The 22,668-nt window shown below is 61.4% G+C and carries 23 protein-coding genes; 8 read left to right on the top strand and 15 right to left on the bottom strand.

Translation table 11 applies throughout. From position 1 onward, the window contains the following. Positions 1 to 52: 52 nt before the first annotated feature. Positions 53 to 1,054, bottom strand: a complete 1,002-nt coding sequence (locus ACVTFQ_RS22065) for an ABC transporter substrate-binding protein (RefSeq protein WP_111560412.1) — start codon at positions 1,052 to 1,054, stop codon at positions 53 to 55. 195 nt (positions 1,055 to 1,249) lie between these two features. Beyond that, on the bottom strand, positions 1,250 to 3,292 hold the full coding sequence (locus ACVTFQ_RS22060) for an oxidoreductase (RefSeq protein WP_112949369.1): 2,043 nt from the start codon (positions 3,290 to 3,292) through the stop codon (positions 1,250 to 1,252). 218 nt (positions 3,293 to 3,510) lie between these two features. Between ACVTFQ_RS22060 and ACVTFQ_RS22055 the strand changes: the two genes are divergently transcribed. Next, positions 3,511 to 3,756 (top strand): DUF982 domain-containing protein, encoded by a 246-nt coding sequence (locus tag ACVTFQ_RS22055; RefSeq protein WP_111560414.1) that lies wholly within the window; start codon positions 3,511 to 3,513, stop codon positions 3,754 to 3,756. A 76-nt stretch (positions 3,757 to 3,832) separates the two neighbouring features. Here the strand turns inward: ACVTFQ_RS22055 and ACVTFQ_RS22050 are convergent, their stop codons facing one another. Continuing rightward, positions 3,833 to 5,053: an MFS transporter gene (locus ACVTFQ_RS22050; protein WP_111560415.1), complete on the bottom strand. Its 1,221-nt coding sequence runs from the start codon at positions 5,051 to 5,053 to the stop codon at positions 3,833 to 3,835. A gap of 104 nt (positions 5,054 to 5,157) precedes the next feature. Between ACVTFQ_RS22050 and ACVTFQ_RS22045 the strand changes: the two genes are divergently transcribed. Further along, entirely contained in the window at positions 5,158 to 6,054 is an 897-nt protein-coding gene (locus tag ACVTFQ_RS22045) for a LysR family transcriptional regulator (RefSeq protein ID WP_111560416.1), read from the top strand. A 227-nt stretch (positions 6,055 to 6,281) separates the two neighbouring features. Here ACVTFQ_RS22045 and ACVTFQ_RS22040 read toward each other — a convergent pair whose 3' ends face one another. Then, positions 6,282 to 6,722, bottom strand: coding sequence for a helix-turn-helix domain-containing protein (locus tag ACVTFQ_RS22040; RefSeq protein ID WP_470424004.1), 441 nt, complete (start codon positions 6,720 to 6,722; stop codon positions 6,282 to 6,284). Positions 6,723 to 7,021: 299 nt separating this feature from the next. Here ACVTFQ_RS22040 and ACVTFQ_RS22035 point away from each other — a divergent pair, with 299 nt between their 5' ends. From ACVTFQ_RS22035 to ACVTFQ_RS22025, 3 genes are all read left to right on the top strand, one after another. After that, a complete protein-coding gene (locus tag ACVTFQ_RS22035) occupies positions 7,022 to 7,327 on the top strand; it encodes a UBP-type zinc finger domain-containing protein (RefSeq protein WP_111560417.1) in 306 nt (101 codons plus the stop codon). A gap of 89 nt (positions 7,328 to 7,416) precedes the next feature. Continuing rightward, on the top strand, positions 7,417 to 8,034 hold the full coding sequence (locus tag ACVTFQ_RS22030) for an NAD(P)H-dependent oxidoreductase (RefSeq protein WP_111560418.1): 618 nt from the start codon (positions 7,417 to 7,419) through the stop codon (positions 8,032 to 8,034). Continuing rightward, positions 8,027 to 9,940: a monovalent cation:proton antiporter-2 (CPA2) family protein gene (locus ACVTFQ_RS22025; RefSeq protein WP_111560419.1), complete on the top strand. Its 1,914-nt coding sequence runs from the start codon at positions 8,027 to 8,029 to the stop codon at positions 9,938 to 9,940. Before ACVTFQ_RS22030 ends, ACVTFQ_RS22025 begins: the two co-directional genes overlap by 8 nt. Before the next feature lie 39 nt (positions 9,941 to 9,979). On the opposite strand, the gene ACVTFQ_RS22020 is transcribed toward ACVTFQ_RS22025, so the two are convergent. The 4 genes from ACVTFQ_RS22020 to ACVTFQ_RS22005 all read right to left on the bottom strand — a co-directional run bounded on the left by ACVTFQ_RS22020 (position 9,980) and on the right by ACVTFQ_RS22005 (position 14,029). Continuing rightward, positions 9,980 to 11,677 carry an FAD-dependent oxidoreductase gene (locus ACVTFQ_RS22020; RefSeq protein ID WP_470424003.1) on the bottom strand — a complete coding sequence of 566 codons (1,698 nt, stop codon included), beginning with the start codon at positions 11,675 to 11,677 and terminating at the stop codon, positions 9,980 to 9,982. Between the two features lie 188 nt (positions 11,678 to 11,865). Beyond that, the gene (locus ACVTFQ_RS22015) at positions 11,866 to 12,741 is read right to left on the bottom strand and encodes a 3-deoxy-manno-octulosonate cytidylyltransferase (protein ID WP_413391919.1); all 876 of its coding nucleotides are present in this window, start codon (positions 12,739 to 12,741) and stop codon (positions 11,866 to 11,868) included. Next, on the bottom strand, positions 12,725 to 13,252 hold the full coding sequence (locus tag ACVTFQ_RS22010; protein WP_413391918.1) for an acyltransferase: 528 nt from the start codon (positions 13,250 to 13,252) through the stop codon (positions 12,725 to 12,727). The genes ACVTFQ_RS22015 and ACVTFQ_RS22010 overlap by 17 nt, the downstream gene beginning before the upstream one ends. Positions 13,253 to 13,330: 78 nt before the next feature. Beyond that, a complete protein-coding gene (locus tag ACVTFQ_RS22005) occupies positions 13,331 to 14,029 on the bottom strand; it encodes a glycosyltransferase (RefSeq protein ID WP_111560422.1) in 699 nt (232 codons plus the stop codon). A 320-nt stretch (positions 14,030 to 14,349) separates the two neighbouring features. Here ACVTFQ_RS22005 and ACVTFQ_RS22000 point away from each other — a divergent pair, with 320 nt between their 5' ends. After that, the gene (locus ACVTFQ_RS22000) at positions 14,350 to 14,817 is read left to right on the top strand and encodes a GNAT family N-acetyltransferase (RefSeq protein WP_111560423.1); all 468 of its coding nucleotides are present in this window, start codon (positions 14,350 to 14,352) and stop codon (positions 14,815 to 14,817) included. A gap of 33 nt (positions 14,818 to 14,850) precedes the next feature. On the opposite strand, the gene ACVTFQ_RS21995 is transcribed toward ACVTFQ_RS22000, so the two are convergent. From ACVTFQ_RS21995 to ACVTFQ_RS21985, 3 genes are all read right to left on the bottom strand, one after another. Further along, positions 14,851 to 15,108: a hypothetical protein gene (locus ACVTFQ_RS21995; RefSeq protein ID WP_052213810.1), complete on the bottom strand. Its 258-nt coding sequence runs from the start codon at positions 15,106 to 15,108 to the stop codon at positions 14,851 to 14,853. Between the two features lie 124 nt (positions 15,109 to 15,232). Further along, the gene (locus tag ACVTFQ_RS21990; RefSeq protein ID WP_111560424.1) at positions 15,233 to 16,387 is read right to left on the bottom strand and encodes a YcaO-like family protein; all 1,155 of its coding nucleotides are present in this window, start codon (positions 16,385 to 16,387) and stop codon (positions 15,233 to 15,235) included. Positions 16,388 to 16,495: 108 nt separating this feature from the next. After that, complete coding sequence (locus ACVTFQ_RS21985) at positions 16,496 to 16,939, bottom strand: helix-turn-helix domain-containing protein (RefSeq protein ID WP_112949373.1); 444 nt, start codon at positions 16,937 to 16,939, stop codon at positions 16,496 to 16,498. Positions 16,940 to 17,296: 357 nt separating this feature from the next. Here ACVTFQ_RS21985 and ACVTFQ_RS21980 point away from each other — a divergent pair, with 357 nt between their 5' ends. Further along, positions 17,297 to 17,497, top strand: coding sequence for a hypothetical protein (locus ACVTFQ_RS21980; RefSeq protein ID WP_047503895.1), 201 nt, complete (start codon positions 17,297 to 17,299; stop codon positions 17,495 to 17,497). On the opposite strand, the gene ACVTFQ_RS21975 is transcribed toward ACVTFQ_RS21980, so the two are convergent. After that, positions 17,494 to 17,787, bottom strand: coding sequence for a hypothetical protein (locus ACVTFQ_RS21975; protein WP_162724577.1), 294 nt, complete (start codon positions 17,785 to 17,787; stop codon positions 17,494 to 17,496). The two genes, ACVTFQ_RS21980 and ACVTFQ_RS21975, sit on opposite strands and share 4 nt — an antisense overlap. On the opposite strand from ACVTFQ_RS21975, the gene ACVTFQ_RS21970 reads away from it, so the two are divergent. After that, entirely contained in the window at positions 17,786 to 19,105 is a 1,320-nt protein-coding gene (locus ACVTFQ_RS21970) for an O-antigen ligase family protein (protein WP_413391917.1), read from the top strand. The genes ACVTFQ_RS21975 and ACVTFQ_RS21970 overlap by 2 nt on opposite strands. A 67-nt stretch (positions 19,106 to 19,172) precedes the next feature. Here ACVTFQ_RS21970 and ACVTFQ_RS21965 read toward each other — a convergent pair whose 3' ends face one another. The 3 genes from ACVTFQ_RS21965 to ACVTFQ_RS21955 are packed head-to-tail and all read right to left on the bottom strand — an operon-like array spanning position 19,173 to position 22,648. Beyond that, positions 19,173 to 19,751, bottom strand: coding sequence for a sugar transferase (locus ACVTFQ_RS21965; RefSeq protein ID WP_111560426.1), 579 nt, complete (start codon positions 19,749 to 19,751; stop codon positions 19,173 to 19,175). Between the two features lies 1 nt (position 19,752). Beyond that, positions 19,753 to 20,688: an NAD-dependent epimerase/dehydratase family protein gene (locus tag ACVTFQ_RS21960; RefSeq protein ID WP_112949374.1), complete on the bottom strand. Its 936-nt coding sequence runs from the start codon at positions 20,686 to 20,688 to the stop codon at positions 19,753 to 19,755. 43 nt (positions 20,689 to 20,731) lie between these two features. Continuing rightward, complete coding sequence (locus tag ACVTFQ_RS21955; RefSeq protein WP_112949375.1) at positions 20,732 to 22,648, bottom strand: polysaccharide biosynthesis protein; 1,917 nt, start codon at positions 22,646 to 22,648, stop codon at positions 20,732 to 20,734. Positions 22,649 to 22,668 lie beyond the last annotated feature (20 nt).

Below are 22,668 nucleotides of genomic sequence, written 5' to 3'. Positions count from 1 at the left end.
TGTGTAAGCGGGCGGCCATCCGTAACCGGGCCGCCCGCTGTCGATGCGATGCTTAGAGCGAAGCCTTGATCTTGGCGGCAACCTCGGGCGAAACCCAGGTGGTCCACAGCGCTTCATTGTTCTTCAGGAAGTATTTTGCGCCTTCTTCGCCGCTGGCCTGGTTGTCCGACATCCAGGCGATCAGCTTGTTGACGGTGTCGTTGGTCCAGGCGCGCTTGTTGAGGTAGCCGACGACATCGGGGCCGGCGCGATCGGCGAAGGTCTTGGTGACCAGCGTCTCGACATTGTCCGCCGGCCATGCGTTTTCCTTCGGATCGGCGCAATCGGCAACCGAGGTGCAACGTTTCCATTCGGCGGCGTCATATTCGGCGCCATAGCCGAGCTTCACCATCTCGTACTTGCCGAGGAGTGCCGTCGGCGCCCAGTAGTAGCCGACCCATGGCTGCTTGGCTTCGTAGGCCTTGGCGATCGAGCCATCGAGGCCGGCGGCAGAGCCGGTGTCGACGAGCGTGAAGCCGGCCTTGTCGCCACCGTAAGCCTTGAAGAGCTGCGCGGTCACGACAGTGCCGCCCCAGCCCTGCGGGCCGTTGAAGACGGCGCCCTTGCTCTTGTCTTCAGGCGCCGGGAAAAGCTCCGGATGCTTCATCAGGTCGGGGATCGTCTTCACGTCAGGATGCGCGTCGGCGAAATACTTGGGGATCCACCAGCCCTGGATGGCGCCATCGGAGAGAATCTTCGCGGCTTTGATGAACTTGCCGTCGGTCAGGCCGCGGTTGACGATCTCGGGCTGTAGGCTGACCCAGGCCTCGGGCGCGATGTCGGGCTGGCCCTTTTCGGCCATGGAGGTGAGCGTCGGAACGGTATCGCCGACAACCAGTTCGGCCTTGCAGCCGTAACCTGCCTCAAGGATCAGCTTGTCGACGTTTGCCGCCACTTCAGCGGACTGCCAATTCATGTTGGCGATGGTGACATCACCACATTCGGCGGCGGATGCAGCACCGCCAAGGCCAAGCAGGCCGGCGGCGAGGACGGTGGAAGCCAAAAGCATTTTCATTTTCTTGTTCCCTCTGGTCGCGGTGCAACGTGAACCCGGGCGCCGGCAGCACCGCGTCCGCCAGCCTCCCCATTGAGCCGTCATTGGCCCGGCATGCGCCATTCCGATTGCGTCAAAAAATGGCGCATTGGAGCTTTCTTTCAATGTCCTCATGTAACGACAGTCGCAATAAGATCATCCTTGTCGCACCTGATCTCAAAGAAGTGATGCGAAGCGGAAGGCTTCGTAGATCGCGGCGTGGATATTGCGGCTCGCAACGGCGTCCCCGATTCGAATGAGATCGAAGCGGCCCTCCGGATTGCGCTGGCGCAAGGGCGCCCGTCTCGCGATCAAGGCGCCGTAGTCGACCGCCCCCAGATTGCGCGACAGCGGCTTCAGCTCGAAATAGAGATCGCCATTGGCCATGGTGCCGTGCTCGACCACCACCTGCGACACCCGGCGCTCCCACGTCGTCGCTTCGGCGTAGTCGGAGCCGAGAACGGCGACCAGCTGGTTCCCATCGCGGCGCACGGACTTCAGCCGTGTGTTGATCGTGACCTTGACGTTCTTCTCGGCGAAGACCTTGGCGTAGGGCACATGGTTCATGCCGCCGATCTCCGGCGCGAAGAAGCGCTCTGGCGACACAAGCTCCAGCTCGGCGCCGGCACTCGCGATCACTTCGGCCGCCGACATGCCGGGATGGGCGCCGTTGTCGTCGAAGAGAAGCACGGTCTCGCCCGGCTTCGTCGAGCCGGCCAGGATATCCCATGTCGAGGTGACAAGTTCATCGCCGGTATCGAGCGCCGGGGATTGGGCAATGCCGCCTGTCGCCACCACCACCAGATCAGGCTCCAAGGCCAGAACGTCGTCGCCACCAGCAAAGACGTTGTAGTGGATCGTGACACCGAGCCGCTCGAGTTCCTCCAGACGCCAGTCGATGATCCCGACCATCTCGCGCCGCCTTGGATTGCGGACCAGCAGATTGATCTGACCGCCCGCCTCGCCGCTCGCCTCCAGGATGTCGACCTTGTGGCCGCGCTCAGCCAGCACACGCGCGGCTTCGAGCCCGGCCGGCCCCGCACCCACGACGACCGCCCGTCGCCGCGACGCGGCCGGCGCGATCTCGTGCGACAGTTCCGTTTCGCGGCCCGTCACCGCATTGTGAATACAGAGCGCCTCGCCGCCCTCGTAAATGCGATCAAGACAGTAGGTCGCGCCGACACAAGGGCGGATGCGCGCTTCCTCGCCGGCTTCGATCTTTCTGACGATGTGCGGATCGGCGATATGGGGACGCGTCATGCCGACCATGTCGAGCTTGCCCTCGGCGATTGCGTGACGGGCCGTCGCGACGTCGGAGATGCGGGCGGCGTGGAAGACCGGGAATTTCGTCGCGGCCCTGATATCGCCGGCGAAATCCAGATGCGGCGCGGACGGCATGCCCTGGATGGGGATGACGTTGTTGAGCGCCGCGTCGCTGTCGATATGGCCGCGGATGACATTCAGAAAATCGATCGACCCGCCGGCGACGAGCCGTCTCGCGATTTCCACGCCCTCTTCGCGTGACAGGCCCTTGTCCCATTGCTCGTCGGCGACAAGACGGATGCCGACGATGAAATCGGGACCGACCGCCTTGCGCACAGCCTCAGTGACCATCGTCGAAAAACGCATGCGGTTTTCAAGCCCGCCGCCGAACTCGTCCTCGCGGAGGTTCGTGGCGGGCGACCAGAAGCCGTCCATCAGGTGGCCGTAGGCCTCGAACTCGATCCCATCGAGGCCGGCGGCCTGCATGCGTTGAGCCGCCGAGACGTAATCATCGACGATCCGCTCGATATCCCACTCTTCCGCCTCCTTGGGAAAGGCGCGGTGGGCGGGTTCGCGGATGGGGCTTGGCGCCAGCACCGGCAGCCAGTCGCCCTTGTTCCAGCCGGTGCGGCGGCCGAGATGGGTGAGCTGGATCATCGCGGCCGTGCCGTGCTCGTGACAGTCGTCGGAAAGCCGCTTCAGCCATGGTACGATCTCGTCGCGATAGGCGTGCAGGTTGCCGAATGCCGGTGGGGAATCCGGCGAGACGACCGCCGAGCCCGCCGTCATGGTCAGCGCGATGCCGCCCTTGGCCTTTTCGAGATGATAGAGCCGGTAGCGATCGGTCGGCATGCCGTCTTCGGAATAAGCCGGCTCGTGCGCGGTCGACATCAGCCGGTTCTTCAGCGTCAAATGCTTCAATTGGAATGGTTGAAGTAGGGGATCCTGCGAAGCCATCGATCTGCACCACCAAACAAGAGAAAGGCCGATCTTCCCTCAAAACGACGCCGGGTGCGATGAACAAAAACGCCATGGAACGCCCCCAATGCGTCGCCCGGTGATTTTTGCGCGACACGATGGTCGTCGACCGGTCGCTATATCAGCATCGCCTCATCTGACATTGGCATCGGAACCAAATCCTCCGGCCCGCGTTTAGGCCGCCGATGAGGTGATGCATGACTGATGAAAAGCTCTGGAAGAGACCACTCACAATCGCGATTGGCTCCGTGAAATACGTGGTGAAAAGCACGCGCGACGCGGCCTGGCTGCTGGCCGACAAATGGCCGGTTTTGACCGGTGAATCCTTTGTTCGCGCGCTCAAGGCCTGCGCCGCGGTGCTCGAAGGAAAGCGCGGCGGCGGGCACGCGAGGCAGGCCCTGATCGCGGCGGCGCGAGACGCCAACCTTCAGATCGAAGGTTGACTTTCACGTTTAATTGAATCGAAAGCGCCAGCCGCAAGCACGGCTGGCGCTTTTTCCTTGCGCGTTGAGGTCTCGCCTAGAGATGTTTGGCCACCGCCTTCGGCTGTGCCCGGTGATCGAGCAGCCGGACGCCGAGAGACACGATGGCGAGCAATCCGCCGAGAACAGTTACGGCCGGCCATGCGCCATAGCCCCAGGCAAGGGTCGCAAGTGCCGATCCGGCGGCACCGCCGAGAAACATGCCGGTCATGAAGATGGTGTTCAGCCGGCTGCGGGCCTCGGGGTCCAGCGCGTAGATGATATGCTGGTTCGAGACCAGCGCGCTCTGAATGCCGAAATCAAGCACGATGACGCCGATGATCAGAGCGGCGATCGACCACCACAGGCCGAAGACGATCCAGGCCGCAAGCGTCAAAAGAGCGCCGAGCCACACCACGAAATGCGGGCCGCGTTTGTCCGCGATGCGTCCGGCCACCGGCGCCGCGAAGACGCCGACCGCGCCCACGATACCGAACAGACCCGCGACATCAGCACCGAGCCCGAAACGCGGACCCTGCAGATAAAGCGCCAGGATGGTCCAGAAGCTGGTGAACGACGCGAAGAGCGCTGCCTGCACGAAGGTCGCCGTGCGCAGCGCCGGATGCCGCTTCCACAGATGGGCGAGCGAACGGATCGCGGTGTGATAGCGCATGCGCGAGGTCGGGCGATGGTTCGGCAAGGTGGCGAACATCATGGCTGCTGCCACGAGCGCCATCGGGACGCCGACCCAGAACATCGCGCGCCAGCCGGCATGCTCTCCAACAAAGCCTGACAGGGTGCGGCTGAACAGGATGCCCGAGAGCACGCCCGCCATCACGGTACCGATCGTGGCACCGCGCTTTTCGGGCGATGCCAGCGAGGCCGCGAAGGGCACGATCTGCTGGGCGACGGTAGAGCTCGCACCGACGACGAGAGACGCCGCAACCAGTGTCCAGGCCGTGGGTGCGATCGCCGCTAGCGCCAGCGCCACCGCGAGTATCAGGAACTGGCCGATGATCAGACGCCGGCGGTGCACGAGATCGCCGAGCGGCAGCAACAGGAACAGTCCGAGCGCGTAGCCAAGTTGGGTCGCGGTCGGGATCAGCCCGGTGGCGGACTGACCGGGAAAATCGGCTTCGATGATCCCGAGCATCGGCTGGTTATAATAGATGTTGGCGACGGCGATGCCGCTGGCCGCGGCCATGGCGAGAAGGCCGATCTGGCCTATACCGGCCGATGTGGCAGCCCCCGGCCTTTCGATTGTGGTGACGGTGGTCATGCTGTTTGCCTTTCTGGCTTCAGAAGATGGGATCTATCTATTATTTTCTCGTATCTCGCGGTACTGGTCGAAAATGTTCAGTCTGAATATCGAAAGGCGATATAATGAATACCGAGGACGTCAGGGTTTTCGTCGTTGCGTCAGCCGCGGGCAGTCTCTCGGAAGCAGCACGGCGCCTCGGGATCGCGCCGATGGTGGCGACCCGCCGTCTCGCTTCGCTTGAGGCGATGCTGGACGTGCGGCTGATGCACCGCACCACGCGTTCCCTTTCGCTCACGCCCGAGGGCGAGACCTTCCTGCCGTTCGCCCAGGCGCTGGTGGAAAACGAGGATGAGGCCAAGGCCCGATTGCGAACTGATGGCAAGGGCGCGGCGGGATTGCTGCGCGTCTCAGTCCCCATCGCCTTCGGCCTGAAACTCGTCATGCCGCTGGTGCCGAAGCTGCTGGACGACAATCCGGATCTCAGGATTTCCGTCGACATGAATGACGGCTTGCCTGACCTCGTTGCCTCGGGCACGGATCTCGCAATCCGGATCGCGCGACTGAAGGACAGCAGCCTGATCGCCCAGAAGCTCGCCGACAACACGCGCTCGCTGGTCGCCGCACCCGCTTATCTTGAACGGCACGGCGCACCGGTGAATACGCATGCTCTGCTTGAGCACGATTGCCTTCCGATGACCGGCGTCACGCACTGGACATTCATGCGCGGGGGCGCGCAAGGCGTTGAGGAGGCGCATGTGCGGTTGAATGCACGCTTCTCGTCGAGCAGCATCTCCGGTTGTCACGCCGCCTGTCTTGCCGGCGGCGGCATCACGTTGCTTTCCGACTGGAATGTGGAAGACGACATCCGCGCCGGCCGCCTGGTTCGCATCACGCTTGAGGACGCCATACCGGAGACCAACGCAATTTGGGCGGTTTACCCGACGACCCGGCTGATCCTTCCAAAGGTGCGGGTTTTCATCTCCGCAATCCGCTCGGCGCTCGCCGAACAGGCCGTCTGATCCAGCGGCCCGAGTTCCCGGTATATGTGGCGCTGGTCTCGAGAGCATCATTGATCAACGTCCGGCTCGTGTTTCGAGAGCCGCAATCGGGCAGGCAGCGCGACCTCGTATTCCGCTGCTCCGCGCTTGGCGGCAGGGCGAAGGCGGAAGCGGCGCCAGGCGCTGGGCGTCGTGCCGAAAATCCGCGAGAGGTGGGCCTGATCGGCAAGGCCGCAATCGAGCGCGATCTAACATAGGGGCGCATCGGTGGAAAGCATCAGCTGCTTGGCGCGCTCGACGCGCTGGGCGATGACGTAGCTGTGCGGCGAGAGACTGAAGCTCGTCTTGAAGGCGGCCGAGAAGTAGCTGGTGCTGAGCCGTGCCAGTTCCGCCAGTTCGTCGATCGCAACGGTCCGCGACATGTTATCTTCGACGTACCGCTTGACCCGCGCCACCTGCCACGGCGCCAACCCGTCCGACGCCGCCCTTTCGCGCGGTACCGCATTGGCCGAGACGGCAGGCGATGGCTTCAGCAACATCGAGGCGCGTTTGACGAGATCAATGGCGATCGCCTCGTCCTGATCGACGCAATGGATGGCGCGGGCGAGGAGCCGCGATACTTCGGCGGAGGCTTGCTGAATGACGCCGAGGGTGCCGATGTTCGGCTCGTGGTGTTCAATCGCAATCATCGCGGTCGCCTGCATCGTCAATCTCCGTCCTGAAACCGTTGAAATGGAAATTTTGTGGGTTCATTCTGGTGACGGAACCGTGCCGGCGGAATCCTACTATGATCAAGTTTACATAGACCTGGGTCTTGTGGGGGCATACCTGGGTATAGTTGTCCGCGCGCTGAACGACTGCATAAGCTCGTGAGTAAGCTGCGAATCCCCTGCGCCAGGCGCGAGAAGCCCCTGATCGCGGGCTCGCAGGAAGCGATTGCCAACAGCCGAAGTCGTCCGCATAAATTCAGCTAACGAGAGGAAGAACCATGTCGCATACTTGCAAGCATGTTCGCCTGGTCCGCGATGTCCGCCCGAGGACGCGCGGTTGTGAAGAGTGCCTGGCGATCGGTCAGGCCTGGGTGCATCTGCGGCTGTGCCGGGAATGCGGCCATGTCGGCTGCTGCGACCAGTCGATCGGCCGGCACGCCACCGGCCATTTCCATGAAACCGGACATCCCGTCATGGAAGGCTATGATCCGCCGGAGGGATGGGGATGGTGCTATGTGGATGAAATCATGGTTGACTTGCCGGATCAAACCGAACAGGTAGGGCCGATCCCGCGCTTCTACTAGGTTCTTGCCAAGGCCGTGCGGATCCCGCGCACGTCAGACCGATCCGGCCCTGGATCTCACGCATTTTGAACTCGGATGGGAACCCATACATGGCCAAGGTGCTCGTGCTCTTCGCCCACCCCGGACAGCGCCATTCCCGCGTCAACATTCTTATGGCCAAGATCGCCGGCGGCATCGAAGGCGTGACCTTCGTCGATCTTTACGCCGAGTATCCGAAGCTCGACATCGACATCGACGTCGAGCAGGCCCGGCTGCTGAAGCACGACGTCATCATCTTCCAGTTCCCGATCTACTGGTATTCGACACCATCGATCCTGAAGGAGTGGCAGGACCTGGTGCTGGAATATGGCTTCGCCTATGGCCACACCGGCGACAAGCTGGCGGGCAAGCTCTTCCTGCCTGTCATCACAGCCGGCGGCCCCGACCACGCCTATACCGAACAGGGCAGCAACCATTTCCGCCTGCGGGCACTGCTTTCGCCGCTGGAGCAGACGGCAAATCTATGCCGGATGCGCTTTGTCGCGCCGTACGCGCTGTTTGCCGCGCACGATGCACGTGGCGACGGCCGGGCGGAACCGCATCTGGAAGGGTACCGCCGGCTGCTGGAGGCTCTGCGCGACGAAGCCTTCGATATCGACGCCGCCGCCGGCATGGAACTGCTGAGCGCAGAGACGCTTCCGCTTCGTAAGAGCACGCCCCATGAATAGCTTCATCTTCCAGGCCTTCATCTATCTGCTCGCCGCCGTCATCTCCGTGCTGATCGCCAAGCGGCTGGGGCTCGGCTCCGTGCTCGGCTATCTCATCGCCGGCATCGTCATCGGCCCGGCCCTGCATCTTGTTGGTAACGAGACGCAGGATCTGCAGCACTTTGCCGAGTTCGGCGTGGTGATGATGCTGTTTCTCGTCGGGCTCGAACTACAGCCGCGCGCGCTGTGGGAGATGCGCGCGAAGCTGTTCGGGCTTGGCGGGTTGCAGGTGATCGTCACCTCGCTGGTGGTGATGGGCTGCGCCATGCTTCTCGGCCAGGTCTGGAGCGTCGCGCTGACGATCGGCTTCATCTTTTCGCTGTCATCGACCGCGATCGTCCTGCAGACGCTGGGCGAAAAGGGGCTGCTGCGTTCGTCCGGCGGCCAGGCGAGCTTCTCGGTGCTGCTGTTCCAGGATATCGCCGTCATTCCCATGCTGGCCTTCATCCCACTGCTGGCGCTGCCGGAGCTTGCCCGCCATCCGCTCGGCAGCAATGCCGAGAGTGGCGGCCACCACTCGTTCAGCCTCGTCGAGGGATTGCCGGGCTGGCAGGTGACGCTGGTGACGATCGTGGCCGTCGCGTTCGTGATTGCCGCTGGCCACTATCTGTCGCGTCCGATCTTCCGGCTCATCGCCCGCTCTAAGCTGCGCGAGATTTTCACCGCTGCTGCCCTGCTCCTGATCATCGGCATAGCGCTGCTGATGACCGTGGTCGGCCTGTCGCCGGCGCTCGGCACGTTCCTAGCCGGCGTCGTGCTCGCCAACAGCGAATTCCGGCACGAGCTCGAGAGCGATATCGAGCCGTTCAAGGGACTGCTGCTCGGGCTGTTTTTCATCACCGTCGGCGCCAGCATCGATTTCTCGCTGCTCCACGCGCAGGTCTGGGCCGTGCTCGGGATCACGCTTGGCGTGATGGTGCTGAAGGCGATCGTGCTGATGGCGCTCGCCTTCGTCTTCAAGCTGCGCGGCACCGACCGCTGGCTTTTCGCGCTGGGGCTGGCGCAGGCCGGCGAGTTCGGCTTCGTGCTAATCTCGTTTACCGTGCAAAGCGCCGTGCTGCCGCCTGATCTGGCGGCGATCCTGCTGCTCGTCGTCGCGGTCTCGATGCTGTTCACGCCTGCGCTCTTCATCATCTTCGAAAGGCTGATCGTACCGCGCTTCGACCGTCGGCAGGAGGAAGACGCTGACGAGATCCCCGAGCCGGGCTCCGTCATCATCGCCGGTCTCGGCCGTTTCGGGCAGATCGTCAACCGCATGCTTCTCGCCAATGGCTACAAGACCATCGTGCTCGACCACCAGGCCGATGTCATCGACGGCCTGCGCAAGTTCGGTGTCCGCTCCTTCTTCGGCGATGCCAGCCGGCCGGATTTGCTGCATTCGGCGGGGCTTCATGAGGCCAAGGTCCTAGTCGTCGCGATCGACGATCCGGAGCGGGCGATCGAGATCGTCAAACATGCGCGCCGGGAGAACCCGCATATCCATATCATCGCCCGCGCGTTCGACCGCACCACCGTCTACCGGCTCTATGAGGCCGGCGCGCACGATATCGTCCGCGAGGTGTTCGACAGCTCCGTGCGTGCCGCCGGCTACGCGCTGAAGGGGCTCGGCATGCATCCTTATGATGTCGAAAAGAGCAAAGCCGTGTTCGTCCGCCAGGATGTCCGAGGCCTTCGTCAACTCGCGCCTCTGTGGCGAGAAGAGGTCGAGATGTTCGACAACAAGGAATATATCGCCAAGGCAAAGGAAATCGCCGACCTGCTTGAGCAGGCGATGATGGGCGACCGGAGCGCACTGGGCGAAAAGGCCGAACGCGGCTGGACGCCGCCCGATATCGCGGCGCAACAGTTGGAAAAGAACATCGATTGAGCGATCAGCGAGCCAGCGCTTGAGCCGACCTCGCCATACTCATCGCGCGGTGGTGGCGTTGAGTTCCGGTTCGTCATGTTCGGCATGGCGCTGACGTTCAAGGAACTGGTGGATCGCGGCGATCACCACCGAACCTTCGCCGACAGCGGAAGCAACGCGTTTGACCGAACCGGCGCGCACATCGCCGACCGCGAAGATGCCGTCCTTCGAGGTCGCATAGGGCGAAGGCGGGGTGTCGCCCACGGCGGTCATACCGGTCTTGACGAAGCCGTGCTGGTCAAGATCGAGGCAGCCATCGAGCCAGCCGGTGTTCGGCGACGCGCCGATCATGACGAAGATGCTGGTAACATCAAGTTCATGGCTCTCGCCGGTCCGGTGATCGATCCAGGTCACGCCATCCAGCGTCTTGTCGCCATGGAGTGCGGTGATCTCGGCCTGCTGGTAGAGGCTGATGCGCGGCGACCGTTCGATGCGCTGAACCAGATAGTCGGACATCGTCGAGGCGATGCCGCTGCGCATCAGCATATGCACGTGCTTGACCGTTCGTGACAGGAAGACGGCCGCCTGGCCCGCGGAATTACCGCCGCCAACCACGACGATGTTTTCATCCGCGCAGACTTGCGCCTCCATGGCCGTCGCCGCGTAGTGGATGCCCTGACCTTCGAACTTGTCGTAGTTCAGCACATCGAGCTTGCGATAACGCGCACCCGTCGCGATCACGATCGAGCGCGCACGCAGCGACGTCTCATCGTCGAGAAAGAGGCGATAGGGGTGCGAGGAGCAATCGAGCTTCATGACCTCATGCGAGACCGAAATCCTGGCGCCGAATTTCTGCGCCTGGATATGCGCGCGACCGGCGAGCGCCTGGCCGGAGATTCCGGTGGGAAAGCCGAGGTAGTTCTCGATCTTGGACGAGGTTCCGGCCTGCCCGCCCGGGGCGAGCGTTTCAAGGACGATGGTGCTGAGACCCTCGGATGCGCCATAGACCGAGGCCGCCAGACCGGCCGCCCCGGCACCGACGACGGCGACGTCGTAGACCGTGTCTCTCTCCGGCGGCTCGTTGATCCCAAGCAGATCCGCAAGTGCGGCGTTGGAAGGACGCGGCCAGACTTTCCTGTCGGGCGTCACCACGACAGGAAGCGCATCCACTGTCACCGCCAGGCTTTGCATCAGCGGCATGGCCGTTGGCTCGGTCGCGGGATCGACGACGGCAACCGGATAGAGGTTGCGCGTCAGGAAGCGCTGGATGCGGAGAACGTCGGCATGGTGCCGGTCTCCGATCAACAGGACGCCACCCTCGGAATGACGCACGAAGCCGGCGCGGCGCAGGATATAGGCGCGGATGATGGTTTCACCGATATCGGGCTCACCGGTGATGAAGGCATGGAAATCGCGATTGGTAATCCGCAGCAGGCGGGAGCCGGATTTAGCTAGGCCCGACAGGAGCATGGGTCGTTTTGTGAAGATGTTCTGCTCGCCGGAGAACTGGCCGGGATGATAGGTGAAGACCAGGCGGCGACCGCGTCTGACATCATCGATGAAAAGTTCAATCTCTCCTTCCAGCACCAGGAAGAAATCGATCCCGCGCTGGCCGCGTTCGAAGACGAAAGTGTCCTCCGCCATCACCTCTTCGCGACCATAGGTCTTCGCGCGCTCAATCATCTCGACGGAAAGCACCGGAAATGTCTGCGCCTGGCGCAGCCATGGATCAGTCGGGTCGATGGGCGTCGCAATCATCATCCGTCTCCGTCGCGATGGACATCCTGTTTCCGGGATGCCGCGGCTTCCATTCAGGCGGTGGGTGGTCTGCCGCCGCCACGCAGCATAAAGCGATTGCCGCCGCAGGATTGTACGAATGGATCGTGTTTGCAAGGATTGGGGCACAATGTGCCATCGCTGGCGCTGCCGACGCAGGTCTTGATCGATCAGCCCTTGTCGTCGCCCTTGGGCTCCATCGATTCCCATCGACGCTGCTTGCGTGACTTTGGTTTCAAGCTCTTCCAGGTCCGATCCAGGAAGCGCAGAAAGCGGGTGACGTCCATCAGGCGATCGACGATCGAACTCAGGTTGCCGAGCCGTTCGTTGATAATCTCATTGGCGGTGAGCGCGACTTCGGCGGGTCCGTACTCCGGAAAGTGCGCGCAGAGATCCGCATAGGGGTTGGACGCCTCGCGCCCGACAATGTTGATCTTCCCCTTGCGGAACATCAGCCGCAGCAGCACCTGTTCGAACGTCCAGTCATGAACATCCAGCACCTTGTAGCGCTCGCTGCGCTTCGACGAGAAGCCGGCGAGCGTTATCCTGGTTCCAAGGTTAAGCGTCGTCAGCCAGAAGCAAAGCGCGAACCCCGTCGTCGGCACGCTCGAGCGGGGATAGAACGGCGTGAAGACATCCGTCAGATCGAGGTGCCTGACATGAACGTCGCCGAAATCCGACGCCGGGCTCAGCTGCTCGTCGGGCCCGGCCTTGATGTTAACGACACCGTGGAAGGTGCGCGCGTCGAAATAGGGTAGCACCTTATCGACCTTGCCACTCTTCACGAGATTGGCGCCCAGCGATCCGCTTCTCGAGAAGAGCATGGAATCGCGGGTGAAAGGCTCGCTCAGAACCTTGAAGACCTTGTTGAAGAAGATGAAGAGCGTCGTGTCGGGAAAGCGCGCCTTGAGGTCTTCGATGTTCACCTCGTCGCTGTTCGCGACCAGAACGACATCGCTATACTCCGCCAGCAGGGATTTCCACTCCTCCGCGGCAGCGGCAGCGGGGTTGGCCTTGAAGCGGGCATCCTCATCTCTGTCGATCATTGTTTTCTCCCTGTCGTGTCGGGCCTGTCGTGTCGGGCCCTCTCGTCTCGGGCCCTCTCGTCACGGGCAAGGCGCGCCTTTTAACCAGGCGCGCGGGCGAGCCCACATAGACGCCGAATGGCTCGGTCGCCCCCTTGATGACGCTGTTCGCGCCGATGACGCAGCCGTCGGCGATGTTGCTGCCAGCAAGCACCTTGGCGCCCGCGCCGATCCAGACATCCCTGCCGATCTCCACCCTGCCCTTTTTGATCGGCTGATCCTTGATGAGGACCGTTGCGTCCTCATAGCTGTGCTCGAACGAGACGATCACGACGTGTGCCGCGATCCTGGTATTGTCGCTGATGCTCACACCGCCATGTCCCAGCAGGATCGAGTAATCGTTGATCGAGACATCGTCGCCGATCTCGATCATGCCGCTTTGCGCATCGAGGACGACGCCACATCGGGTGAAGAGCCGGTCACCGATTTCGATCTTGCCGTGCCGATAGCGCAGTTTTGGCAGATACCGCATGTTCGGCCTCGTCCCAATCCGCAGCGCTCCGCCAGACAAGGCGGCGCGGAGGCGGACCAGAAAGCCAAGGTTCACGGGTCACACGGGCGCGAAATGGGGATCGAGCGCGCGTGCCTGCTCAAGCCAGACATCCGCGTATTCGACGTCCTGCCAATTGTGGAACCATGGGCCGCCGTTGGTGTAGTGCACGGCTTTCGGAAGGCCTTGGGTCGGCTTGGTGCTCCACCCCTCCAGCCAGTTCCATTCCTCCGGAATCTCACCGATCTCGCTGTCCTTGGCCCACTGAAGACGGTGAAGATAGGCGCCGGTCTGTGAATTGACGAGCTCGGGTGTCAGCTGGCGGGTGGAAGGGTGCTCGCAATTGAACAGCATGAAGGAGGACCAGTTCTTGCGGGGGTAGTTGGTCTGCACCTTGCCATCCATCTTCACGCCCTCCTTGGGCGTATAGTCGTGATGAACGCAGGCGACCGCCTTGCTGTCGTCCTTGTAGCGCAGCAGCTCCGCGACATCGCCGAAGAACAGGAAGTCGCAGTCGCAAAACAGTGCCCAACCCTTGTAGTCGGCAAGCCACGGCGTGAAGAAGCGGGAATAGGTAAACTCGGTCGAAGCCAGAGGATCGACTTCACGGGTGTAAACACCGCGATCGACCAGCTCTTGCAGCTTGATGGGGTGAACCTCGACATCAATGGATGCGTTCTTGAGCAGGGTGGCCTTGGCAACCTGGTAGGCAATATCCTCGCGAGAATCCCATCCAATATAAACTGTCAAATCCGCCATGCATTTCCTCCAAACGTCAGCGCGAAACAATCAAAGATAAGCATCTGGAATGCTGACTGCTAAAGTCAACATCTGAGCCCGATCTTGCCGCATGATACCGGTCGTCAATGAGGCTCCATCGCATGGGCTCTGTCGTGCGCCACCGCTTATGCGAAGCGATCATACCCTGCGTTCACCCCAGTTGCATTCGGGGATGTACGTAGTGCGCCTCGCATTCACCCATAAGCTGTGTCACGTCGAAGTCACAACATCTGCAGGCATGCTTATGTTTTATTGGACTGGTTGACGAAAAGAGAGCATCGGTCAGCAGCGGGTTCGGTATGACGTTCAGCGTAAGACGAATTGATCAGACAGATGCGCTAGGTGGCGCGGACATTCTGGTTCAAGCCTATGCCGAGCCCCCTTGGGAGGAGGCTTGGACAATGGAGAATGCCAGGAGGCGGCTGGTCGAGCTGTCTTCGGCATTGGATGCGATCACGCTTGGGGCTTTTTATCAGGGCCAACTCGTCGGTTTCGTATTTGCATCGCCGCATACGTCAGCAATCGGCACCGGCCTGTATGTCGCAGAGATTGCCATCTCGCCATCCTACCAAAGAATGGGCTTCGGAACCGCCCTGCTCTCTCATGTCGAGCACATGGCGATTCAACTAGGCTATCCGCAAGTGTGGTTGGTTTCGCGCCAGATTGGCGGTGTCGCCGACTATTACAAGACGAACGGCTACAGCCGATCCAACGCTTTATGTGTCTACTCAAAAATGCTCGGCGCGACTGTCTTGCAAAACACGTAGCTCAAGATCGCCGATCGCGCCGGCTCACAAATGTCAGTGCGTGCTGCGGCTGTCCGTCGTTGTCCCGAGGTAGGGCGCAACGAGCTCCATGTTCGGCGAAGCGAGAATCTCCCGGTTTACCGCCTGGATAGCGAGCTCGAGCCAATGAACAGCACCGACAAGCTCGACATCCTCCGCCGCGGCGCGCGCGTAGCCGATCAAGCGCGCGAGCGCCGCGAGTTCCTTGATATCTTCTGGAGATCTTGCGTTGTCGCCGTGATCATCCCCATGGTCTTTGGGCATTGCACTCATGTCTCTTCTCCGCCAACACGAAGCAACATAGGCCCGCGACGCAGACGGCGCCCGTGAATAAAGTGTGAAACAACTTGAGGGTGGTATCGCGCATCGGCCGCTTGCAGCTACCAGGATAGTTTCTCTAAAGCACGAAAGCTCTTGAAAGCGCGCGACTTCCGAACCGCCGCGCCCGTTTGCCATCCGGATTTTCCAGCTCTGGTATCAGCACCTTGACCACACTGAAGGGGAGATCCGGACCGCTTAATTCAACCGAGGCGACCGTGACGATGCCTGCGGCGCGCAGTCTGCCCAGCACATGGCCCAGATACTGCTGAAGCGATCGGCCACCGGTATAGGTAAGTGCTGCGGACGCAATGGGTTCGCTGAGGAAGCTGTCACGTAGCTGCGCGGGCAGCTGCGCTTGAAAGGCGTTCGGCGCGATATCGTCGCGCGCGCCGCTGATAAATGTCAGCCGCGATTGCACGGCTTCGGTTATCGCGCGAATGGCTGCGCGGACAGGCGACGGATGCGCGCCGCTCCCACCTGTCACCTCGGCAAACCGGACGGTCGTGTCCGACAGAACTCCCTGCGGCCCAAGCAACGCGGTAAAACAGGGAATGGCGACGTCACTGGTTATATCGAACAGTTTCAGCATGAGTCCGGCGGCGCTTATCTGCTCCACCAACCGATTGAGAACATCGTCTCCGTACAATGCAGGGTCCACGCATCGGGAGCGCCTGAAGCGCTCGTCTCCTACTTGCCAAAGCACATAGGCGTCCCGCTCGATGCGTTCGAGTATGCCGTGCAACACGGCTTCGTCGAGGGTGTTTCCAGACGCCAGGCCATCGGACGACATCCAGAAGCGCGACTGTAGCGTGCGGTTCAAGACGACAGCCTCGAATGGCAGATGTATGGGCGCGCCCGACATCAATTCGCGCCCGATCACCCAGTCCACATGTTCGTCCGGACCGATATCGGCTTTATTCAATCCGGTTAGACAGGCTAGCGTCGTCAATTGATGTCCTTGCGCCTGCAACTCTCGGACGGTAGCCCGAAGCGTCGACACCGTCGGTCGGCTGGCAACGGCCCGCTCAAGCGCCTCCATGATTGCAGAGACCTTGGCGTCGTCGTCGGATAATCCCTTTCCTTGCGCCACGACGGCCGATGGCGCGTTCGGGGCATAGGCGCACCATACGGGTATGCCGATATGATCAAGGCCCGTGTGACGGGCCACGCGCGTTACGCCGAACTGGGCCAGAAACGGCGTGACGCGAGACAGCGTCTCGCACGGCGGCATGATCCGATCCGAGTATCCTGATGGCTCGATAATTGCGGTCAGCGCTGGTCACCCACGGAAGGAACGAGCCAACAACGTGTCGAGTTGGCAGGTGAATGGCGCCATGCGCTAATTGCCTTCGAGCTCCGCCTGATCCGCGCTGTCGCGATCATTTATGACGATGCCGGAAGAGCCAAGGCTGCGCGTCAAAGCAAGCAATTTTTGGCGGACATTCGGGTCTTCAATGGCGATGAAAGCCTTGCCAAGCGCCAGCCCCTCCTTCGAGGCCATGAATGCGGCGACAGCGTCCGTCTCCGGCCGGGCGCCGTCTTCACCAGTGCTTGTCGCACCATTCTCGAAGAAATAGCCGACGGTGACGCCGAATATCTCCGCCATTCGCAAAAGTCGGCTGGCGCCGATGCGGTTTATGCCCTTTTCGTATTTCTGAATCTGTTGAAACGTGATGCCCAATGCTTCCGCAAGGCTGGCCTGGCTCATGCCGAGCATCTTGCGACGCAGCCTCACCCGTTCCCCGACATAGCCGTCGATCGCGTTCGTCGATTTCGCCTTCATGGCGTCCCTCGCCTGCAATATTAGGAATGTTGGTGCATAATGAAGCCGTCGCGAAAAAATGCAACTAAAAGTAAAGAGATGACGAAGAATCTTTATTCACTGTTTGTAACGTTGCAAAAACCTGCACCGCATTGTCCGCCAAACCCTGAGATCAGCTACCTCGCTGGGTGAGCATCTAACGAAAAACCACTTAAAATCGTGTCACGTCGATTTCACGCGAACCGGCAGGCTTACGCTCTATAGTAGGATGCGGAGATCGGGGCATGCGTGTGGCCATGTCGCTTCGGCGACTGTTAGCGCCGAAGTAATCAGGGCACGAAACTTCGCTTCAGGCGCAGCACATTGGGGACAAACGTCATGCAGATACCTGCCATTGAAATAAGCCACGCCGACCGATTGTCGGCCTGCCGTCAGCAGATCGAAGAAGCCGTTCATCAGATGATCTTCGGTGAGAAACAGATGGAGTTTTCGCCGGCGGAAATCGCGATGGCAATTGCCGACATCGCCGACGACTATATTCTCAGCCTCTCCAAGCAGAACCGGACGGCGACACACTAAGCCACTGAAGCCGAGCACAGACATTCAAAGCCCTCGACTACCGGCATCGAAAGTTTGCGTGTCTTTCGCTCCGTGACAAAGCTTTTGCGGTGAACTGTGGTCGAAGCGGTCTTGCCGGCCACACTATTTTCGTAAATATCCATTTTGTAAGCTAACGCACCGCGCGCGAAATGAGCGCCGGTGCGCGTCATGTTTTCGATGAGAGCGGCCGTCGACATTGACGCTGGAACACGCGCGCAGGCAGAAGTAGACATCTTGAACAATTCGTTTCGCGCCTCCAGCGCAGCCATGAGCCCTGCCCTCAGAATATTCGGCTGTCTTCTGTGGCTGCTCGCGTCATCGGCGCTGCTCGTGGAGAGCGATACCTATCGCTACGCGTGCGCGATCCTGGCCATCATCGCGCTGGTCTATTACGCGAAAGAGCCGTCGCGGCCGCACACGAACTGGCTGGGCTGGCTCTGCATGGGCTGGGCCATCTATGTGCTCTTCCGCTTCGCGTTCATCTACATCACGACCGAGCATCACGATATCGGCGGGTCCGACTGGCTCTTCGCCTTTCCGCTGTTCTTTCCGATCCTCGGAATCGCCTTCGCACTCTATGAGCGTGAGATGGAGAAGATCGTCGCGGCGTTTTTTGTCGTAGCGTTGATCATGCTCGGCGTCACAGTGGCGCTGACGATTGGTACGATCGCCACCGGCGTCGCGGTTCGCCCGCTCGTCATGAACAATCAAATCCACGGCGCGGTCGCCTGCGGCCTCATCTTCGTGATGTCGACCTTCTGGCTTCTTCACTATCTGACAACCCCCGCCGCCGACCGCCGGTTCGCACGGCTCGCCTACGTGGTTTCTCCGCTTATTCTGGTTCTATGCGTGATCGCCATCTATGGCGCGAAGTCCAAGGGCGTCTGGCTCGCGATGGCGTTGACGCTACCGGTTCTCGCCGTCATAGGCATGCGGTACATCAAGTTGCGTGCTCGCAGCGGATTGGTGATTGCATGCGCGATAGCACTGCTTGGCGTCGGTCTATACGCCGTCCGTCATAATCTCGATCAGACAGCGGGCCCGACGATTAAAGCGACCGCTTCGATGTTCAGCGGCATTGTCGGCAGCTCGAACAGCGCGGACACCATCACGCAGACTATCCAGTCGGGCAACACGCCTGTCGCAATGGATGAAAGACTTCAGCTGTGGTCGAACGGCTGGGAACTCTTTTCATCCGCCCCGATCTTCGGCTGGGGCAACGAATGGCTCGAGCGCTGGCAGCACACCCGCTACGCCCACGTTTCCTACACGCTGCTGCACAACGGATATCTGGAAATACTGGTCCGGTTCGGCCTGTTTGGGGCCTTCGTCATGGGGCTGATCCTGGCGAGTTTCATTGTTTTCGTCTGCAAGGCCTATCGCCAAGGCGTTATTCCGCGCGCGGCGATGCATGCCTATCTTGTCGGCATCTTCTTCTTCGCGCTCACGCTTCTCAGCAATTCAAACAACAGGTTGGCGATCGGCGAAAGCCTCGCCCTCGTGACATCGGCCTTTGCCTGCTGGTGCAATCTTCGCTTGCGGCCAACTGAGGCGAGTGTGCCGGATTTGCAAGCTGCGGCCAGATAGGCATTTTGGGAACGCGGCCTAGTCTCGCGTTATCTGATAGACCGCTGCACCAATCGTGAAGCCGCCCTTACTTCAGGGCTGCATCGCCCTTTCCCTTGCCCATGACGGAGCCCAGGATCATGGCGATGTCGTTCCACAGGGTAGCGGTCTTAACGTATTCGGCATCGGCCGTGGCGAGTTTCTCCGGGGTCGACATGTCGATGCCGGCGATTTGCGCGAGGCCGGTGATACCAGGGCGGACGGCAAACACGCCCTTGGCTCTACGGGCAGCGATGACATCCGGCTGGCTTGGCAGGCACGGGCGGGGGCCCACCAGGCTCATCTCACCTTTCAGCACGTTGACGAGCTGCGGCAGTTCATCGAGCTTATAGGCGCGAAGCGTCTTGCCGATGGGCGTGATCCAGCTTTCCGCGGCGTCATGGGAGCCGACATCAGGTGTGCCGGCCGCCATCGTCCTGAACTTCAGGCACGTAAAGGGAACCTCGTCCCGGCCCACCCGCTGCTGCCGGAAGAAGGCGCCACCCGGCGATGAGCGCCGGACCATGATGGTCAGCACAAGCAGAACGGGAGACAGAACGACGAGGCCACCCGACGCCGCGCAAAAATCAAACGCCCGTTTTATCCCCTGGTTGAGCTTGCTTGTCATATTATTCCTTAGTGGATCTTGCGGGGCCAAGCGTTCGTGCCAACGCGTCGGCCATCTCGAAAGGTGGCATCCAATCTAGCCGGCGGCTGGTTTCGGAGATGTCGACGTCTAGCGAGCGCGTCAGGCGGTAAACCAGTTCGCGTTTTCCAGTCACATTTCCAGCAAACTCCAGCAGCGCCGGCGGGAACGGCAGCAGCGAGGCCGACGAGCCGGTTACCGCGGCAATCATCCGCACGAGTTCCGGTGTCGATGGGCTCTTGCTATCGGCAACCATGAACGTCCCGCCCGCGGCGTCCGGATGGTTGGCAGCGGTCACGATTAGGTCGGTCAGGTTCTCCAGATAGACCATCGACCTGCGGTTATCGATCGAGGCGAAGGGCAGCGGCAGGCCGCGTTGGACAAGCCGCACCAGCGCCTGGAAGCTTCCACGCATGCCGGGCCCGTAGACCAGCGGCGATCGGATGATCACGATCTCCATCGTGGTGCTGGCGCCAAGCGCGTGCAGCAATCGCTCGGCTTCGAGCTTCGTTCGGCCGTAATCACTTTCCGGAGCAGGCTCGCCCTCGGCAGTAAACGGCTTGCCCTTGGTCGTCGCCTCGCCGCTCGCCTTGATCGAACTCAAGAACACGAACCGTCTCACACCCGCGGCCGCGGCCTGACGCGCCAGGTTGATCGTCCCCTCGACGTTTACGGATCGATACTCGGCAAGCACCGCCGGCGACCCTTCGACGACATTCTGATTGACGGCCGCGAGGTGGACCACGACATCGATGCCGTCAAGGGCGGCAGACCAGTCGGTCGCGCCGTGAATATCCCCGACAGCGAGGAGCTCGCCACTCCCGCCCCTGCCTGTGCCACGAAAGGGAATGCCGCGTTGCCTCAGTGTGCGCAAAAGCCCCTGGCCGACAAAGCCGGAGGCGCCGGTTACGAGGAACATGCCAGCCTCCGGCGGCCTTGGCCGTCTTGCGTGGCGCGGACCGTCATTGGGAGACCTCCTGCCGCAGCGCGACGAGATCCACCACGCGCTCCATGGGGCTGTATCCCGGCACCAGATCGCTGAGCGCCGCCTTCAGCCGCCTTGCATCCCCATCTCGCGCGAACCGCGCGAGCGCGTCGAGCTTGGCTGATAGTTGCGCCCAGCCGAGGAACTGTTCGCGCGCACGGCGGATCTTCGGGTGGTCAGTCACTTCCGGATTGTCGTTGATCAGCAGCTCTTCATACAACTTCTCGCCCGGACGCAGGCCTGTCGTCACGATGCTGATATCGCCGCCCGGGTTCTGCTCGTCCTGGACCGTCAGGCCCGACAGTTCGACCATGCGACGCGCGAGATCGATAATCTTCACCGGCTCGCCCATATCGAGCAGGTAGACATCGCCACCGGATGCCATCGCGCCAGCCTGAATGACGAGCTGGGCTGCTTCCGGCACGGTCATGAAGAAGCGCGTAATGTCCTCATGCGTCAGCGTGATCGGACCACCCCGGCCGATCTGCTGGCGAAAGAGCGGCACGACGGAGCCCGACGAGCCCAACACGTTGCCGAAGCGCACCATGGAAAAGGTCGTGCCGCCGTGCTGTTCGGCGAGCGCCTGCAGGATCATTTCAGCCAGGCGTTTCGTGGCGCCCATGACATTGGTCGGCCGAACGGCCTTGTCTGTACTGACCAAAATCATGCGCTCGACACCGGCAGCCAAAGCCGCCTTGGACACCGTTAGCGTCCCGAAGACATTGGTCTTGACACCTTCGGCGGGGTTTTGTTCGACGAGCGGCACATGCTTGTAGGCCGCGGCATGATAGACCGTGGCCGGCTTCCAGGTCTGGATGATGGTGTTGATGCGGTGTTCGTCGCAAACATCGGCAAGCAGCGGGACGATCGGAAATGGCGGCTCGGCATCTTCGCCAGCCAGCTCGCCCTGCAGCGAGTAAATGCCGAACTCGTTCTGATCCAAGAGCAGCAGCGCCTTGGGATGCAGCTTGGCGATCTCGCGACACAGCTGGCTGCCGATCGAGCCGGCCGCGCCGGTCACAAGGACGATCCGATCGCGGACGTTCTGCTCCAGCAGCTGCACATTCGGCAGCACCGCCGTTCGACCCAGAAGGTCCTCGACATCCAGATCCTGCAGGTCGGTCAGCTGCGCCTGTCCTGTCGCGATTGCGCTGATATCGGGAACGGTGCGAACAGCGACCCGAGCGGAACGCAAGCGTTCGATGATCTCGTTGCGTCGAGCACGATCGATCTGCGGAAGAGCCAGAAGAACGGTCTTGACCTCAAGGTCCGCGCAGACCTTCTCGATGTTAAGAGGGCTGTAGATCTTCACGCCGTTGAGCGACATCCCCTTCAGGCCCTTATCGTCATCGAGAAAGCCGACGACCTTGAACTCGGCCGAATGCCCCAAGGCGCTCACCAGCTGCCGTCCTTGCGTGCCGGCGCCATAGACCAGAGTGCGGATCGGCGCGGCCTCGCCGAGAATCTCGCTATATGCATCATAGAGGAAATAGCGTGCCACGAAGCGTGACAGGCCAACGGCCAGCAGGAGCAGCATCGGCTGCAGGATGCCGACGGTTCTGGGGACGGTCGGAACGCTGATGACCGTGAAGATCACCATATAGACCGCGCCATAGATCAGCACGCACTTGATGACCGTGGAAAAGGCGGCCCAACCCATGAAGCGGAAGATGGCGCGGTAAAGGCCGAAGGTGATGAACAACGGTAGCGCGATGACGAGCGATACAGGGATCGTCCAGAACTGCACACCCGTCATCAGGTACCAGTCGTTGAAGCGAAAGCAGAACGCGATCCAGACCGTAATGATGCACAGGCAGGCGTCGAAGAGCAGCGCAATCACCCGCTTCGCCGGTCGCGGCAAGGCAAGAACCTGCTGAACATAATTGTCAAACATAGCGCTGGCTCAATCGTGAC

The organism is Rhizobium sp. O111, from assembly GCF_055616315.1.
Note: the sequence above shows the minus strand (reverse complement) of the source record. Positions and strands in the feature narration are given on the sequence as shown.